This is a genomic window from Curtobacterium sp. C1, from assembly GCF_021049325.1.
GTDB lineage: Bacteria > Actinomycetota > Actinomycetes > Actinomycetales > Microbacteriaceae > Curtobacterium > Curtobacterium citreum.
In genome coordinates this window covers 1,233,779-1,250,162 of the sequence record NZ_CP088076.1, presented here as the reverse complement: position 1 = coordinate 1,250,162, position 16,384 = coordinate 1,233,779, and the positions used below count along the sequence as shown (strand labels likewise).

Genomic DNA, 16,384 nt, shown 5'->3' with positions numbered 1-16,384 from the left:
TAGCGTCGCCACATGACCGTCGGAACCGCGATCGCCGTGCTCGTCGGGGTCCTCGCCCTCGCGACCGTGATCGGCCTCGTGCTGCGTCAGCGCACCGGCCGGGCCCGCACCGCCGCGACGACGACCGACGCCCCACGGACCGACGACCTCGCCGCAGCGGAGGACTACGGCCCCGCGGCGACCCTCGTGCAGTTCTCCACGCCGACCTGCGCCCGCTGCCCGGCGACCCGCCGCCAGCTCGACGCCGTCGCCGACCGCCACGAGGGCGTCCGCCGCATCGAGGTCGACCTCGCCGAACGTCCTGAGCTCGCCCGCCGCTTCGACGTCATGCAGACCCCGACGGTCCTGCTCCTGGACGCCGACCGCACCGTCCGCACCCGCTTCGGCGGCCCGCCCCGCCCCGCAGAGCTCGCCGCCGCACTCGACACCGTCCTGACCGCCGGATCCCGGGAGTCCCGATGACCACCACGAACGACACCGCCCGCGGGATCGACCCGCGCTCGCCCCGCTTCGGCGCCGCGATCACGACCGTGCTCCTCGCGGCGACGATCATCCTCACCCTCGTGCCCGCCACGTGGGTCGCCGGCATCGTGCTCCTGGCCGTCATCGTCGTCTTCTTCGCGATCGGCGGCATCGCCGGCATCCGCCGCCACCCGTACGGCGCGCTGTTCCGCCGCTTCGTCCGGCCGAGGCTCGCACCGCCCGCCGAACTCGAGGCACCCGAGCCCCCGACCTTCGCCCAGCAGGTCGGCCTGGTCATCACGGGCCTCGCCCTCGTGCTCGCCCTGGTCGGTGTCCCCTACGCCGCACCCGTCGGCGCCGCGATCGCACTGGTCGCCGCGTTCCTCAACGCCGTCTTCGACGTCTGCATCGGCTGCCTGCTGTACGTGTGGCTCGTCCGGGCGGGCGTGTTCCGCCCGCGACGCAGCGCCGCCTGACGGTCGCCGGTCCTCAGGACCACCGGCAACCGGCCGGGAGGATCGCACCACCTGCACGACGCACGTCGCGCTGGCAGGGTGATCTGTGCCTCCAGTCCGCATCGAGTCTGCTCTGCGGTGCCAGGGCCGGGGCGGAGGACCCCCCACAGCATCCTCCGACCCGGTCCCTGCCCCCGCTACCGCGCGGCGAGGGCCTGCTCGCTGAGGGCGACGAGGTCGTCCGCACGCAGCGCCGGCCAACCGTGGAGCAGCTCGCGCCACTCGGCCGGGAGCGCCGACGCGCCGTACAGCGCTCCCGCCAGGCCTCCGGCGATCGCGGCCACGGTGTCCGTGTCGTTGCCCGTGCGAACCGCGCGGACGAGGGCGTCCTCGAGGGTCGTGCTCTTGAGGACAGCGGCGTACGCGGCCTGCAGCGCGGACACGACCCAGCCGTTCGAGTCGGTGAAGTCGACCGGTTCGGCGTGCTCGGCGCGGACGAGTCGCTCCGCCCAGAGCTCGCGGCGGTCGAGGTCGAGCAGCTCGAGCCCGCGGAGGACGTCGAGCTCGCCGGTCAGCACCGCGTGCCGGATCGCGACGCACCAGAGGACGCACCCGTCGCCGGCGTCCGCCTCGAAGTGGGTCAGGTCGCTGATCGCACGTGCTGCCGCTGCGAGCCTCGCCTCTTCACCGTCCTCGTCGCGAAGGTAGCCGAGCACCAGCGGAGCCGTGCGCATGAGCGAGCCGTTGCCCGCGGACCGGCCCTTGAAGTCGTGTTCCTGGCGGGCCGCAGCGCGACTGTGGGCGGCGGTGCGTGCCTCCAGGCCGGTGAGCACGTTGCGTGTCTGGATGCCGACGTCGGGGGCGGTCTGCGCCCACGCTGCCCAGGCGGCGACGAGGCCGTCGAGCGAGGACTCGTCGGCGGGGTCGCCGCCGCGGGCGAGGGTGCGGAGGATCGGGACGGCCATGCTCGTGTCGTCGGTCCACTCCCCCGGCGCCCAGCCGAAGGAGCCGCCGCCCGCCATGCGGATGGGTGTGGGTTCCGGGACGACCGGCTTGAACTCGTAGCCGGCGCCGAGGGCGTCGCCCGCGGCGGAGCCAAGTACTGCGCCGATCGCGCGGTCTTGTGTCGTGGTGTTCATGAGCGCCTCCCCTGGTTTGCGCGCTTCTGCGTAAACACGATCGTGGCATGCGATCGCGGTTTGCGCAAGTGTGCGTAAAATCGTCGTCGTGAGTGAGTACCGCGATGCTGACGGAAAGCGCCTGGTCGACTACCCGCGACCCTCGGTGGCTGTGGACACCGCCGTGCTGACGGTGCCTGTGGAGGACGAGCTGTCCGTGCTGCAGGTGCGGGACGCGGTCGACGGGGACTGGCGGCTGCCGGGGACGTTCGTGCACGAGGGCGAGCGGTTGGCCGATGCCGTGCTGCGGTCACTGCAGGCGAAGGCTGGCGTGACGGGGTTGGCGCCGCAGCAGTTGCAGGTGTTCGACGATCCTGCGCGCGACAGCCGCGGGTGGGTGATGTCGGTCGGGCACCTCGACGTGGTGCCGTTCTCGTCGCTGGCCTCAGGGCTGGACGAGTCGCGGGTGCGGCTCGTGCCGGTCGCTGCGGCGACGGGGATGGTGCACGGGCACGACGACATCGTGGCCGTGGCGGTGACGCGGTTGCAGGCCTCGTACGAGGTGGCTCCCGATCCGTGGGGGCTCGTGGCGGAGCCGTTCACGATGACGGAGTTGCGGCGGGTGCACGAGGCGGTGGCTGGGCGGGCGTTGCTGCCCGACTCGTTCCGGCGGGCGATGGTGCCGATGCTCGTGGCTGCGGAGGGGAAGCGGGCGGAGGGGCCGGGGAAGCCGGCGGGGGTGTGGCGACGGATTTCGGCTCCACACCCCCGCTGAGTCTTTCTTCGGGCAGGCCTAGGACTCGCGCACACCGAGTGACCTATAACCGGCTCTTATGTCAACTCACCCGATCCGTCATAAGTAGCGTCTCGAATCTCGCCATTGTGCAGATCATCATCCCTGACTTCCAAGAAGCCGCGGAAAGCAGGATGAACTCTGAAGCGGACTTCTGCCTCAGACCGATTCGCAAAACGCCTAGCCACTTTCAACTGACGCTTTGCCTCGGTTTCGCCCTCTACATGTATGAACTCACCGGAACGCACTTCAATTCCCAAGAAGGACGTTCGAATCAACCAGTCTCGGATGGATGGCGCATCGTCGTAACTGGCTAGTAGTTGATCCAATTCCCCTGCCGTCATTGTGGAGTCAACGCCGGCAAACTCATACAAAGCCTCTTCCAAGTCAAAGCCCTCGGCCTCACTTTCCACAAGTAAGGCTTCGATGGCAAAACGGGAGTATTGCTTCTCTGCAGTCGTGACATCCCCTGCCGAAATCCTGGAGTGCTTCCGATTGATTGCGGTAGTGAGCGCAGCGTTCGCAAAATAGATGAAGTCACGTGGCCTAGGCAGAGTTCTCCACAGGAAATAGTCGCGCGTCGGAAGCCCCCTCACCTCCGATTCGAACACGTCCTCCCACATATCAAACGCAGGGAGGCCACGCTTTCTCGAACGATTGGCTACATATCGGTCTTCGAGAACTCGCACAAGTAGCTCGGCGTCCTGCCACCGAACGGACAACACCCCCACCTTGTCAGGTTCCCTTGCAAACTTGACAATTGCATCGTAAATGTCAGTTCGCAGGAATACTGTCAAAGTGACGTTCACTGGATCGAACCCGCGCGGCGGCCGCCCGAAGTCTTTCTCCACACGACCAATCGCGGTGAGGAGTGAAAGAATGAAGCGAGCCATCACGCCGTAGTCAGCTCCGCGCTCCCACGTTTTATCCAGGTTGTCGATTAGGACCGCCACCCGGTCGAAGTCCTTGAGTGTTTGAAGAATAAGCTCCTTGAGGTGCCCTAGGCGGTGCAGCCCAAGTACGCGTCCGATGTAGACATGCGCCGTCTCCCCGTCCCTGCGGGACTCCACCGTCAACGATGTGACGGCTTGTTCAAGCCGAGTCGACAGATCTGCTTCGACGTCGATGTCGAGGTCGTCTAGCTCTTGGGTTAGAAGAACGAGCGCGTTGTCGGTCCCGGTACCCGCGGGACGCTCGCTCGCGTAGCTAACAGTACGAACGGCAATCTCCGTATACAAGAGGTACGTCCAGATGCTCAACATTGCGTACTCGGATTGGCTATCTGATTCGAGCGCCTCTACAAATTCAACAAGTCCGGCAAGTTCGTAGGCGGAGGGCTTGACCGAGACCACGAGGTTTCTGCGATCCTTACGCAACTCGAGCACACCTTGGCTCATCGTCGCTGTTTTGCCGGTGCCTTTGCGGCCTACGAAGACCTTTGAGTCTCCCGCGAGAATCGACCTGAACTCGCTGGTCTCCACAAAATATTCTGTCAGCTCGTCGCGCTCGTACTCAGCTACATACTGCCCGAAGCTCCGCAGTGGGAGCTCGATATCAAGTGCGAGCTTCCCTAGACGCTTATTAGTTCCGGCCTGCTTTGGAAGCGCCTCGAGCCAACTCTTTACATACTCCTGCAGACCGGCAGCGCTGTCATAAGTATACAGCAGGTCCTTATAGTCGAGCGGAGATTCAAAGCCCTCTTCGACTACCATCAGTACGGGCAGCTCAAAACCGTGGGCCAGGCCCGCCAAGAAACTCGCCCGCGCATTGTGTTCAGCAGCGCGAAGGCGCTTGGGTGCCAGCAGATGGAATACAGCCGCCGAAGCGCGGTAAATCTCCTTTACATAGAAGTCAAGAGGAGCCATACCAAGGTCGTCACCAGCGCCGAGAATGGTTAGGTGCGATTGACGCTCAAGAAAGCTTTCAAGGGTCAACGCGGCTTGAAACCGGATGGGGAGCGCGGGCGCAAAAACGGCGTCCGCTTGTTTGGCACGCCCGCCACTCATAAGGGTTTCAAGTAGGGTGGGGCCATCCGACGGCCGGGATGTCGCCTGCTGCCACTCCGAGACGAGCTTGTCGCTTCGTCCGGAGTAATTGACACGGCCAACAGTAGCAAATATCCCAAGCTCCTTCCATCGACGGAGGGCGTCAGAGTCGGTCTCGTCGAGCGCAAGCCACAGGTGCTTATTCGACGCAAGCGCATAGCCTGCTTCGAATAAAACGTTGCTATTGAGGTCACTGACCTCAGCGACAACGGTGTCAGATTGATCGATCGCCCGGCATATGGTCTCGATCAGGACGCTGCCCCGCACCTCGAGGTCCTGCCACGTCTTGGCCTGGTAGCCCTGCTTCGCCAAAGTCGAGGCCGCGTCTTGCACAGTCTCGGCGCGCAGGTGCGGCGCCCCGCCGTACGCGAAGAACACGGACGAGAACGAGGGGGGCTTTGGCACCATGTTCGAACCTTAGTCACTTACCGGGCCGACTGGGCGGGTCACTTGCGACGAGGCAGCTGTGGTTCTGGGGCATGCCCCATCGACACGCCTCCTTGGGACCGGCATTCCTTGGATCTGGGCGCAAGAACAGGCCTCCGCGAAACATGTGGGCGCAGATCCAGAGCTGATGCGACACGGTGCAGACCACCGGTCGCGGTCCGGGGCGTGGAGAGCCGCCGGCAGCGAGCTAGTTGCTGATATCTGGTGCTAGCCCGTGCTTGGCCTCGCTAGCTGCTTGCTCGAGTTCGGTGTCGAGCGCCCGAGCATCGCCCCAAACCGCTGTGAGTCGAGCGAGGGCTGCGTCGACCGCCGCATCTGTAGCGCCGAGCTCGGCATAGGCCTCTTGCAGCGTCAGCGCATCGAACCGCGAGGGTCGCCGCGCGACAACGCCGACCTTCTCCGCGATTGAGCCGTCCGCTGCTGCAGCGCGTCGCGCCGGGATGATGCTCGTCATAGACCGCCCCGACAGGCTCGCCCCGGTGCGCGCCCATCCATGGACGTCTAACGGCAACAACAGCTGCTCTGCCCGTCGCCACTCCCCCGGTACTGGCTGCTCGCAGTCGTGCCGGTCGAGGTTCCCTTTCGTCGGGTCAAGCAGGCGGATGACGTCGCCGCGGAAGCCGGTCCAGACGGGTCCGACGATGCGCAGCCACCGGGTCACCGCGCAGGCAGCACAGGACACCGGGTCATCGGATGAGGGAACGACGTGTCCGCGGATCCGGATGATGCTCGTCACTGCGACGTCGGCAGGGGTGATGGTGCGGGCTTGTTCGCGAGTGAGGTGGAGGGTGCCGAGGAGGACGATGAGGAAGGCGTCGCGGCGGCCTCGGAGCCCGATCGGGTATCGGTACTTCGGGATCGTCGCCAACACCCTCACAACCGCCGCTTGGTCGGCGGCTGCTGGTCGCGGCCACACCCGTGCCTCCACCGTCGGGATCGGGTCCGCGAGACCTGCGTCAAGGTGGCGTGCGCGGATCGCGTGCCGGCGGAGCCGCTGCGTCGACGGGGCCCCGGGGAACTGAGTCAGGAACTGCTCGATCGTGGCTGCCGTCGCCGGGAGCGGTTCGTGACCTGTCGCCTCGCACCAGGCGACGAATCGGCCCCAGTGCGCCTCGAGCAGTGCCCTGCTGTCGGGCGCGGGTTTGGGGCATGTTTGGGGAGTCACAAGCGCATCCGGGTGACGGCGTTGCGGACCATGGGTGCGTATTCGCGGTCGTAGATCTGCAGGGTGGCGGCGTTGGTGTGGTGGGTCTGGTTCATGACCTCCACGTCCGTAGCGCCGGCATTGCGTGCTTCGGTAACGAACCCGGCGCGGAGGGAGTGCCCCGACCAGCCGTCCTCCCCGAGCCCGGCCGCTTGCGCGCGGCGGGCGACAGCCTTCCCGACGGCGGTCGGGCTGATGCCGGTGTTCCGGAACAGGCCCCACTTCGACACGGCCCGGAAGAACGGCATCGACGGCGGCAACCTATCGGCGCCGAGCCCGTCCGCGCAGACGTGCACAGCGAGACTCGCACCAGTGAGTGCAGCGAAGAGGCCCGCTTCCCCGAGGGCGTCCTACGCCGCCATCAGCCGTGAGAGCCGGACGTACGCGCAGGGGGCGCAGGTGACCGGGTTGGCGCCCTGCTGCAGTACGTTGATCCGGCCGGCGCCGTCCTGGTCGGTCTTGGACTTCCGGACGCGGGCGTATACGCCTTCGCCGTCGACGAGGCGGAGGTCCGCGACGGTGAGGGCGGTAAGTTTGGACTCGCGGAACGCGCCGACGAACCTGAACAGCAGCAACGCCTGATCCCGGGTTCCGAGGGCGCCGGTCTGCAGGTCGGCGACGTCGATCTTCAGCAGCGTCGTCTGCAGCGCCTTCAACGTCATCGGCTTCGCCCGTCGCACCGGCACGGACCGGGTGCGACGGATGCCCTTCAACACGTCGCGGACGATCGGGGTTGCGCCGGGTGGGGTGTGGCCGCGACGGGCGTGTTCCCAGTCGATCGCGGCGACGTAGCGGCTGATGGTCGACGGCGCGTACCGCTGCCCACCATCAGGCAAGACGGCGTTGGCCTTGTCCGCGAGGAGCGCCGCGACCTCGGCCGGGTCGACCGGCGCCGTACTGATCTGCTCGAGCTCGTGCGGTTCGGAGATCTCGTGCTCGAGGAACCCGGCACGCCACCGGGCGAACTGCCGCAGGTCCGACCGGTACGCGCGGATCGTGTTCGGCGACAGGGACGCTTCGGCGAACACCCGCGGCGACGCGTCAGCCGGCGCCACCACGGCCCTTGAGTCAGTCGGGCGCCCCTCCCCCGCCCCGGTGCGGAGCCGCGCGAACGCGGTCCGGGAGCGCTCCGCAGCGGCACGCTCCGCAGCAGACGCGGCGCGACCAACAGTCCGAACGCCTTGCGAGCTCGACGCGACGCGCGCCCCGTCCGTCTCGCTCACCTCGTCCACGCGTCCTCGTTCCTGCCTTTGGCGGCACTGTGCACGCCTGCCGGGTCTGTTCCGATAATAGTTCTTATCGGATTCGAGACTTGGCTGCTAGGTGCTCTACAATTGCTCACCGGTCGCGCGGCATCTGACCATTCTTCGGGCCGACAATCTCGCCCCCAGGGGCCAACGGAGCCAGATCCGATAGCGCTAAAGGTGATTCCGGATAGGCGACTCTTTCGACATCGGCCCCGCGATTTGGGCCGATCGATTCCCGCTCAGCTCACATTTACCCGACGACCGCTCGCAGCCGCTCCCGCAGAGCTGAGTCCACGACGTACAGGTAAGTGCCGAGCACTCCCCTCGTCATCAGGACTGCATAGATGTTAGAGACGAAGCGAAGCACGTCATCATCGGTGTACTCGATGCCCAGACGCGGATTGTTCTCCATGCCCTTCTTGTCGAAGTAGTTCGCCCGGTCGAACACGACCCGCTGTGTCTCCCGGTCGAAGCGCAGGTCCGGTCCGATGATGACGCCCGCGTAGTTCAAGTCGTAACCCTGCACAGTGTGGATCGAACCGACCTGCTCCAACGCGCCCGCTGACGTGATCCAGTCCTTCTGCGTCTGGTTCCACCTCAGCCGCTGCCCGTCGACCTCGATGTCGAAGGCGTCCGCGTCGTTCTTGCTCTTCCACTCCCATGCATACCCAGCGACGAGCCGTGCGAGCCCCACCTCGGCGTCTCGTGCACGGATCGCCTCGTGCATCTCCCCGAGGTCATCGAAGAGACGCAGTTCGTAGTCACCGAAGTCTGCTCGCTCGCGCTGCTCACCGCGAAGCAGCCCGCGGACGAACGAGACGTAGTCCGAGCCACCTTGCACCCGCATCTGCGTGAAGAGCCGGTAGTGACGATCCGCCTCGCGCGCTCCAGCGATGAGTGCCCTCTGCGTGCTCTGCGGAAGGTCAGCCGGTCGGACACTCTGGTCGGAGTCGATCAGGAAGATCTGGTGCCGGCTCTGCCTGCGGATCCAGTCCGCCTGCGTCAGGTGGTCTGCATCCTCTCCGAAGAGCTTGCGGTTGATCTCTCCGAAGCTCTTGTTCTGCATGCCCGAGGCCTGATTGGCTCGATGGTTCAACCGATGGGACTCGTCCACGACGAGCAGATCCCATCGCTCGTCGCTCTGACCGACCTCGAACGGCGTCAGCACCATTGCCTTGTCGAGCCCGGGGGTCTTGGCGAAGACCCGTTTGAGCGATGCCCGCAGGGCTTGTTGTGGCACTACGAGTCCGAGCCGTGCGGTGCTCAACCGGTCGCGATTCTCTTCGGTGAAGAAGTCGGAGAACAGCGCGTCGCTCTCGAGGTCGTCGAACCCTTTTCCATCAGCGACGTCACGCAGGAGCTTGAGGAGGTAGACCGCGACGATGGTCTTGCCCGTGCCAGGGTCGCCCTGCACGGCGATCGGTGCAGCTGCATCGAGCTCCCAGTCGTCGAACAACCCCTCGAGGATGTCCTCCATCACGACCGCCTGGTCACGATTGAGCGCCTTGAACGGAGACAGCTTGAAGAGTTCCCGGTTCTCGATCTCCGGCAGGCTCCGCGTGAACACCTCCTGCCGCCGCAGGGCGTCGAAGATCTCTCGGAACGTCTGGCGGTAGCGGGACCGGTCGTAGTACTCGGCGTCGACGATCCCCTTGTTGCTGTTCAGGACCGTGTACTTGCCGTCTGCGGCGAGCAGAGCGATGAGTTGCGACTCGAGGTCGAGGCAGACCGACTTGTTGAAGGTGTCGTCGAGCACGAGACGAACCGCCTTCAGCGTTCCGCGATCAGGCGAATCCAGGTGCTGACGCATGCGGGCGGCTGTGTTCAACGTCTCCCCGACGTAGACCCGTTTCCCGTCGTCGAGGATGTACACGACCGGCCAGTTGATGAAGCGTGGGTCGACTTCGCGCCAGGATCGAAGATGATCGGCCGTGAACGGCAGCTTCTCGATGTCAAAGCTGGTCATACTTGGCGCTCCGCCCTCGAGCCCGCTCAACCGGGTACTTGGCTCGCGTCACGACGAGCTTCTCCCGGATGAGGGCTTCGGGCGAGACCCCGAGCCCGTCGGCCAGGAGGAAACAGTAGGTGAGGACGTCCGCGAGCTCCCCGCGCACCCGCGACTCATCACCCTCCGCGTCCCACTGAAAGCATTCGAGCAGCTCCGCCGCTTCGATCGAGATGCTCTTCGCGAGGTTCTCCGACGTGTGGAACTGCGCCCAATCGCGTTCTCGGACGAACGCGCGGAGTTCTTCCTGGAGTCCGTCTTCCGCCATGCCCAGACGGTAGCAGCGCGACCATCGCGGGCGGCCCCTCAGCGCAGCCTCGGAACAACGCCCTGCACCCCGAACGGGTACTGACCTCACGCACCGCTGATCCACGAGGATGGTTCAGCACCGCGCGCCCAGGGACGACGCACGCTGCAACGCACAGGATCCCCGGGGAACGCACCATGACGATGGCCGGGGAATCCGCAGGCCTCGAGGCCCGCCGCCAACGCGGTCTCGCCGACGCACACCGACGGCAGGCCGACGATGCCGAACGACGAGCCGAGCGCTTCGAGATCGCCGAGCGCACCGAGAGCGAGACCGCCCGGATCCTCGCTCCACTCGCCGGCATCGGCTACCACCTGCTCGCCGACCGACGATGGCCCGGCAGCCCTACGGCCCAGGTCGACATGGTCGTCGTCGGCCGCGGCGGCGTCTTCATCGTCGACACGAAGGCGTGGCGCGAGGTCGCAGTCCACGGCGACCGGATCACCCGCGGCCAGGAGGACGTCACCGACGACATCGCCCGGCTCGCCGACCTCGCCTACTCGACCGAAGCCGCCCTCGCCGACACGGGCCTCGCACCGAACGAGGTGCACGCGATCGCCGCCCTCGCCGGCCAGAGGCGGATGCACGCCCGGGTCGCGTCCGTCGACGTCCTCGGCGTGCACGACGTCATCGGGCACATCACCAAGCGCGGTGCCCGGCTCTCGGTCTCTCGCGTCGACGAGGTGCTCGCGGCGCTGCTGCGGCACTTCCCCGTGATCGGCGAGCAGCCGGACACCCCACCGCAGGTCATCGTGCCGTCACCGGTCCTCTCGCGGAGCGTCCCACCAGCCATCCCAGGAGACGACCGAGCCGACGACGACGACCACGCTGACGAAGCGCACGACGACGAGCTCGCAGAGAAGCTGCTCGACGGCGTCCTCGAGGCCCCGATCGAGGAGTGGATGGCGTTCCTCGACCCGGCGCAGGCGAAGCTCGTCGGTTGCAGCTTCAACGGTCCCGCGCGGATCCGCGGTGCCGCCGGCACGGCAAGACCGTCGTCGGCCTGCACCGCGCCGCCTACCTCGCGCGCGCCACCGGCAGCCGCGTCCTGTTCACGACGTACATCGCGACCCTCCCCGCCGTCCTCGAATCGCTCCTCGCGCGCCTCGCGCCCGACATGGTCGGTCGCGTCGACTTCATGGGCGTCCATGCGTTCTCCAAGCGCCTGCTGGACGAGCGCGGGATCGCGTACCGCGTTCCCGGACGGGAGGCGCGACGCGTTCGACGACGCATGGAACGCGATCCGCGCCTCCAGTCCGCTGCGCTCGGCGCGTTTCACGCGCCGGGACTTGGAGGACGAGGTCAAGCACGTCATCAAGGGACGCGGCCTGACGCGGTTCGAGGAGTACGCCGACCTGTCCCGTGTCGGACGCAAGCACGCACTCCCGCTGGAGACGCGGCAGGCGGTGTGGGACCTGTACGAGGCGTACGCGACGGATCTGCGGAAGCGCGGCGGGACGGACTGGGAGGACGTCGTCCTCATGGCGCGCGACGCCCTCCGTGAGCGCCCGCTCGACCGGTACGGCGCGGTGATCGTCGACGAGGCCCAGGACCTGTCGTGCGCGATGGTGTCGATGCTGCACACGCTGGTCGGCGACCGGCAGGACGGCCTCACCCTGATCGGCGACGGGCAGCAGACGATCTACCCGGGCGGGTACACCCTCGGCGAGCTCGGGATCAGCCTGGCCGGACGCGGTGTCGTGCTCGACGTCAACCACCGGAACACCGCCGAGGTGCTCGAGTTCGCGAAGCAGATGGTCGCCGATGATCAGTTCGTCGACATCGAGGGGGTCGACGGCGTGGGCGACGCGGTCTCCGCGGTGACCCGATCCGGGAGCGTGCCGACGGTGCACCGGGCGACGAGCAGCGGCGACCACGACGCGGCGATGATCGCGCGCATCCGGCAGGTCCTGCACCTGGTGGGGACCGGCCGCGGCGACGTCGGCGTGCTCACCGCGACGAACCAGCAGGCGGACGAGGTCACGGCGGCGCTGCGGGTGGCGAGCATCCCGGTCGTGTCGCTGCAGCGCGACGACGGCAAGACCGTCGACGCGGTGAAGGTCGGGACGATCAAGCGCGCGAAGGGGCTCGAGTTCAAGCAGGTGCTGCTCGCGCACGTGCGCGGACGGCTCCTCGCCGAGCAGACGGGCCAGCCGTCGGAGGCCGACCGGGAGCGCCGGGAGCTCGACCGCCGGGAGCTGTACGTGGGCATGACCCGGGCCCGCGACGGGCTGTGGGTCGGCGTGCTCCGGTGACGGCGCTGTCGGCGTCGGGGTCGTCGGCGTCGGGCGCGGGCTCGGCGCCGTGCAACGATGAGTTCGACAACCGGGGAGGGCGGCGATGGTCGACAAGGTGATCCGAGACCGCATGCGGATGCTCGCCGACGTCGCGGACGGCATCCGTGCGCACCGCACCGCTGCAGCATTCGCAGCGACGGCAGCGGTCGACGCGATCCTGTCCCGTCGTGTCGAGGTCCGCGGCACCGCACTGTCCTGCTCGGTCATCCCGCTCCGCCAAGGCGACGAATCGCTCGCGGCCACCATCGAGCACTCCGCTGCGCTCCCCCGCATCGACCGGCCCGTCGAGGACCTGCTCGACATGCTCACGAACGACGTCCGCCGCGCACTCGACGACGAAGACGCGGTCTCCGGTATCGCGAGCCTCTTCGTCGGCCGGGAGCGCCGCGACGCAGCCGCACGCGCCGACCACTACCTCGAGGACACGAACGCCTGGCTCGACCGGAGCGGTGTCCTGTCGGCGTTGCAGGCGGTCGACAGCCGCGACCGCCGTCCCGCGCCGACCAGCCTCGAACCACTGCTGGACACCGAGGGGCGGCTGCTCTCGTCGACCGCGGACCTCGGTCCTGCTGCCCTCATCGACCTCGCCGCGCTGGACCACCTGCCGAGGACGATCGGGATCCTGCGTGAGGCCGTGAAGGCAGCCGAGTCGTCGCGCGAACGCGTGCTCGAAGCCGGTCGACGAGTCCGCGAGGACGCCGCGCGCCGCGAGCTCCGCCAGATGGACATCGACCGGCTGCGCGAGGTCACGCGGGATCAGCTCCGGCTCGGTGCTGTCCGGGACGCGGGCATCGAAACCGTCGGCCAGTTGCTCGCGGACCCGATCGTGGCTGGTCGGCTCCCCGGCGTCGGCGAGACGACCGCGACCCGGATCAACGCCGCCGCTCGGGCGATGCAGGACGCGGCTCGTGCCGATGCGGCCGTCCAGATCGACGCCCGTCGGCAGGACACCGGGAGCGTCGCGCTCGTCTCGGCGCTCCGGACGTGGGAAGCGGTCAAGAACAGTGGCGGCCCCCGCGTCGCCGGGCTCGTCGACGAGCTCGGCCCCTTGGCGACCGCGGTCGCTCACGGCGCCGTCCTCGGCATCGTGCACCAGCCGGGAGCGATCGCCTCCAACGGCTTCAACCCCTCAGAGGGCACGGTCGAGCGGCTCGAGATCGACGCGGACGACGCGCGGCAGCGGGCCGTCCGTGCAGCCGGCGACCGCGAGCGGCTCCGGTCGACCGACGACTGGAGCGACTTCCTCGACCGCCCGGCGAGCTACTTCGCGCTCCTCGACGAGATCGGCCTGACGGACTCGACGACCGCCGGCCGTGGGTCACTCCCCGAGGGCCTGATCGAGCAGGTCGAGCGCTTCGAGCTCGACACGACGCTCCTGACGGCATCGCTGCGCGGCTACCAGCGGTTCGCCGCCGCGTTCGCCCTGGTGCAGGAGCGGGTCGTCATCGGCGACGAGATGGGACTCGGCAAGACCGTCGAGGCGCTGGCCGTGGTCGCGCACGTCGCAGCAGCACACCGGACGGCGGACGGACCAGCACCGCGGTTCGTCGTGATATGCCCCGCGGCCGTGGTGGCGAACTGGATCCGCGAGACCGAGAAGCACACCCGGGTTCCGGTGCACCGCCTGCACGGCCCGAGCCGTGTCCACGGCGTCGACGCCTGGCTCCGCGACGGTGGCGTCGCGGTCACGACCTACGAGACGCTCGCATGGCTCGGCACCCGCATCCCCGAGGACCAACGGATCGCGGCCGTCATCGTCGACGAAGCGCACTACGTCAAGAACCCCGATGCCAAACGCACGAAGAACACCCGCACGCTCCTCAACCGCTCCGAACGCGTCGTCCTGATGTCGGGCACGCCGCTCGAGAACCGCGTCGAGGAGTTCCGCGTCCTCGTCGACCACATCCGCCCGGACCTCACGGTCGATGCCGAGCACGACCCGATGGCGTTCCGGAAGCAGATCGCACCCGTGTACCTGCGCCGGAGTCAGGAGGACGTCCTGACGGAGCTCCCCGACCTCGTCGAGGTCGACGAGTGGACCGACCTGACCCCGGCCGAAGCCTCCCGGTACGCCGATGCGGTCGCCAGCGACAACTTCCACGCGATGCGACAGCTCGCGATGCTCGACGGCGACGCTTCGAGCAAGGTCGAGTCGCTCCGGGAGGTCGTCGCCGATGCCCGCGCGAACGGTCGCAAGACGCTCGTGTTCTCGCACTACCGCGCGGTCCTCGAGGCGGCACGCCAGGCGGTCGGGGGCGAGGTGTTCGGTCCGCTCAGCGGCTCGACGTCGCCGACGGCCCGCCAGGAGATGGTCGACGTGTTCTCCGCCGCGGCGCCGGGGGCGGTCCTGGTCGCCCAGATCATCGCCGGCGGAGTGGGACTCAACATCCAGGCGGCCTCGGTCGTCGTGATCTGCGAGCCGCAGCTCAAGCCGACGACCGAGTGGCAGGCGATCGCCCGGGCCCGACGGATGGGCCAGCTCGACACGGTCCAGGTGCACCGGCTGCTGTCCGAGGACGGCATCGATGCCGCCCTGGTCCGGATGCTCGCGAGGAAGTCGCAGATCTTCGGCGACTTCGCCGCCGTCAGCGACACCGCGCAGGCTTCGGTGCAGGCGTTCGACATCTCCGAGTCACAGCTCATCACCCAGGTGCTCGCCGAGGAGCGCGCACGTTTGGCCGCTGTGCCGGCCTGATCCAGCGCGGACCTGGCGGGGATGCTCAGCGCGCCGCCGCCAGGGCTTCCTCGAGCACGTCCTCCCCGAGGATCGGGATCCCGTACTGCCGCGCCTTCTTCGCCTTCCCCGACAGGCTGTCGACGTCCGCCGCGATGAGCACGGTCGTCTTCTTCGTCACCGCCGGTGCCGTCCGGATGCCGTACCGAGCCAGGTCGGCCTCAATGGCGGCACGATCGCGACGCATCTCACCCGTCAGCGTCACGATGCTGCTCTCATCGAGCGAGACGCTCTCGTCCTCGGGCTCGACCGCCGCCGTCGCCGCACGCCGCTCGCCCGGCTTGCGGCTGTGCACCGCGTCCTCGAGGCGGTCGTTCGGGATCCCGAGGAGCGCAGCCACACGCTCCAGCTGGATGTGCTCCTGGATGGTCAGGATGCCATCGGCCCAGACCGCCTCGACCAGGTCGTCGAAGTAGCGGTGGTGCAGTCGGCGCTGCTGGTCGGTGGTCAGGCCCGAGTCTTGCGCGAGTGCCTCGAGCGCCGCCGTCTCAGAGGTGCTGAGGAGCCCGTCCGCGAGTGCCGCGTCGAGCAGCGCTGCGTACTGGAAGGCAGCGCCGCTGCCGTCGACCGCCGGCATCCGATCCGTGGCCCGGTCGACCCTCGACCGAGTGACTGCAGCCCCACCGCGCCGTCGCGGAACCCACCCGGCTCCGGTCGACGGGACCCGCGGCCACGTGAGCCCTGCGGCCGTCGCGCCCCAGGTGTCCCAGCGGCTCCGGTCCGCTGACGTCGCCATGTAGGCGGCGAGCAGCTGGGAGGTCGCCCGGGCGTCGGCGAGCGCCTCGTGCGCATCGGTCAGCTCGATGTCGTAGGCGCTGCAGCAGTCGGCGAGCTTCCGCCCGGAGCCGGGCAAGAACTCGAGCGCGAGCCGCATCGTGCAGAGCGCCCGCGACGCGTCGGAGAACGGCGAGCGCACACCGATCCGGTCGAACTCCGCGTGTAGGAAGCGCGCTTCGAACGGTGCGTTGTGCGCGACGAGGACGCGCCCTCGGAGGCGATCGACGAGCGTGCCTGCGATGTCCTGGAAGGTCGGCGCTCCCGCCATGTCGGCGCCCCGCAGCTGGTGGATGTGCGTCGGTCCCAAGTCGCGGTCCGGGTTCACGACGGTCTCGAAGGACTCCTCGACCTGTCCATCCGGTGCGACGTGGACGATCCCGATCTCGATGACGCGGTGCCCGTAGGCCGGCGACAGACCCGTCGTCTCGAAGTCGACGACGGCGTACCCGTTGTGCATGTTCCCCCGGTGATCCTTTGCCCGCGTCGGTGGTGC

Annotated in this window: 13 protein-coding genes; 5 read left to right on the top strand and 8 right to left on the bottom strand. The window is 67.9% G+C overall.

All coding sequences use genetic code 11. The features are described 5' to 3' along the window. Positions 1-12 precede the first annotated feature (12 nt). Both LQK89_RS06120 and LQK89_RS06115 read left to right on the top strand, forming a co-directional pair. Positions 13-462, top strand: a complete 450-nt coding sequence (locus tag LQK89_RS06120) for a TlpA family protein disulfide reductase (RefSeq protein ID WP_231050488.1) — start codon at positions 13-15, stop codon at positions 460-462. Further along, positions 459-938 carry a DUF4395 domain-containing protein gene (locus LQK89_RS06115; RefSeq protein WP_231050487.1) on the top strand — a complete coding sequence of 160 codons (480 nt, stop codon included), beginning with the start codon at positions 459-461 and terminating at the stop codon, positions 936-938. Before LQK89_RS06120 ends, LQK89_RS06115 begins: the two co-directional genes overlap by 4 nt. Positions 939-1,114: 176 nt before the next feature. Here the strand turns inward: LQK89_RS06115 and LQK89_RS06110 are convergent, their stop codons facing one another. Beyond that, a complete protein-coding gene (locus LQK89_RS06110) occupies positions 1,115-2,056 on the bottom strand; it encodes an ADP-ribosylglycohydrolase family protein (protein WP_231050486.1) in 942 nt (313 codons plus the stop codon). 88 nt (positions 2,057-2,144) lie between these two features. Here LQK89_RS06110 and LQK89_RS06105 point away from each other — a divergent pair, with 88 nt between their 5' ends. Continuing rightward, positions 2,145-2,810 (top strand): NUDIX hydrolase, encoded by a 666-nt coding sequence (locus tag LQK89_RS06105; RefSeq protein WP_231050485.1) that lies wholly within the window; start codon positions 2,145-2,147, stop codon positions 2,808-2,810. A 56-nt stretch (positions 2,811-2,866) separates the two neighbouring features. Here the strand turns inward: LQK89_RS06105 and LQK89_RS06100 are convergent, their stop codons facing one another. From LQK89_RS06100 to LQK89_RS06075, 6 genes are all read right to left on the bottom strand, one after another. Next, entirely contained in the window at positions 2,867-5,281 is a 2,415-nt protein-coding gene (locus LQK89_RS06100) for a P-loop ATPase, Sll1717 family (RefSeq protein ID WP_231050484.1), read from the bottom strand. 226 nt (positions 5,282-5,507) lie between these two features. Next, complete coding sequence (locus LQK89_RS06095) at positions 5,508-6,191, bottom strand: hypothetical protein (protein ID WP_231050483.1); 684 nt, start codon at positions 6,189-6,191, stop codon at positions 5,508-5,510. Positions 6,192-6,481: 290 nt separating this feature from the next. Then, positions 6,482-6,772 (bottom strand): hypothetical protein, encoded by a 291-nt coding sequence (locus tag LQK89_RS06090; RefSeq protein WP_231050482.1) that lies wholly within the window; start codon positions 6,770-6,772, stop codon positions 6,482-6,484. A 102-nt stretch (positions 6,773-6,874) separates the two neighbouring features. Next, the gene (locus LQK89_RS06085; protein ID WP_231050481.1) at positions 6,875-7,579 is read right to left on the bottom strand and encodes a site-specific integrase; all 705 of its coding nucleotides are present in this window, start codon (positions 7,577-7,579) and stop codon (positions 6,875-6,877) included. Between the two features lie 442 nt (positions 7,580-8,021). Then, positions 8,022-9,737 carry a DUF2075 domain-containing protein gene (locus LQK89_RS06080; protein ID WP_231050480.1) on the bottom strand — a complete coding sequence of 572 codons (1,716 nt, stop codon included), beginning with the start codon at positions 9,735-9,737 and terminating at the stop codon, positions 8,022-8,024. Further along, positions 9,724-10,044 carry a nucleotide pyrophosphohydrolase gene (locus LQK89_RS06075; protein WP_231050479.1) on the bottom strand — a complete coding sequence of 107 codons (321 nt, stop codon included), beginning with the start codon at positions 10,042-10,044 and terminating at the stop codon, positions 9,724-9,726. Before LQK89_RS06075 ends, LQK89_RS06080 begins: the two co-directional genes overlap by 14 nt. Before the next feature lie 182 nt (positions 10,045-10,226). Between LQK89_RS06075 and LQK89_RS06070 the strand changes: the two genes are divergently transcribed. Together LQK89_RS06070 and LQK89_RS06065 are read left to right on the top strand one after the other, a co-directional pair. Next, entirely contained in the window at positions 10,227-12,338 is a 2,112-nt protein-coding gene (locus LQK89_RS06070) for a 3'-5' exonuclease (RefSeq protein ID WP_231050478.1), read from the top strand. Positions 12,339-12,423: 85 nt separating this feature from the next. Further along, the gene (locus LQK89_RS06065; protein WP_231050477.1) at positions 12,424-15,075 is read left to right on the top strand and encodes a DEAD/DEAH box helicase; all 2,652 of its coding nucleotides are present in this window, start codon (positions 12,424-12,426) and stop codon (positions 15,073-15,075) included. Between the two features lie 25 nt (positions 15,076-15,100). Here the strand turns inward: LQK89_RS06065 and LQK89_RS06060 are convergent, their stop codons facing one another. Next, positions 15,101-16,348, bottom strand: coding sequence for an exonuclease domain-containing protein (locus LQK89_RS06060; protein WP_231050476.1), 1,248 nt, complete (start codon positions 16,346-16,348; stop codon positions 15,101-15,103). Positions 16,349-16,384: the final 36 nt, after the last annotated feature.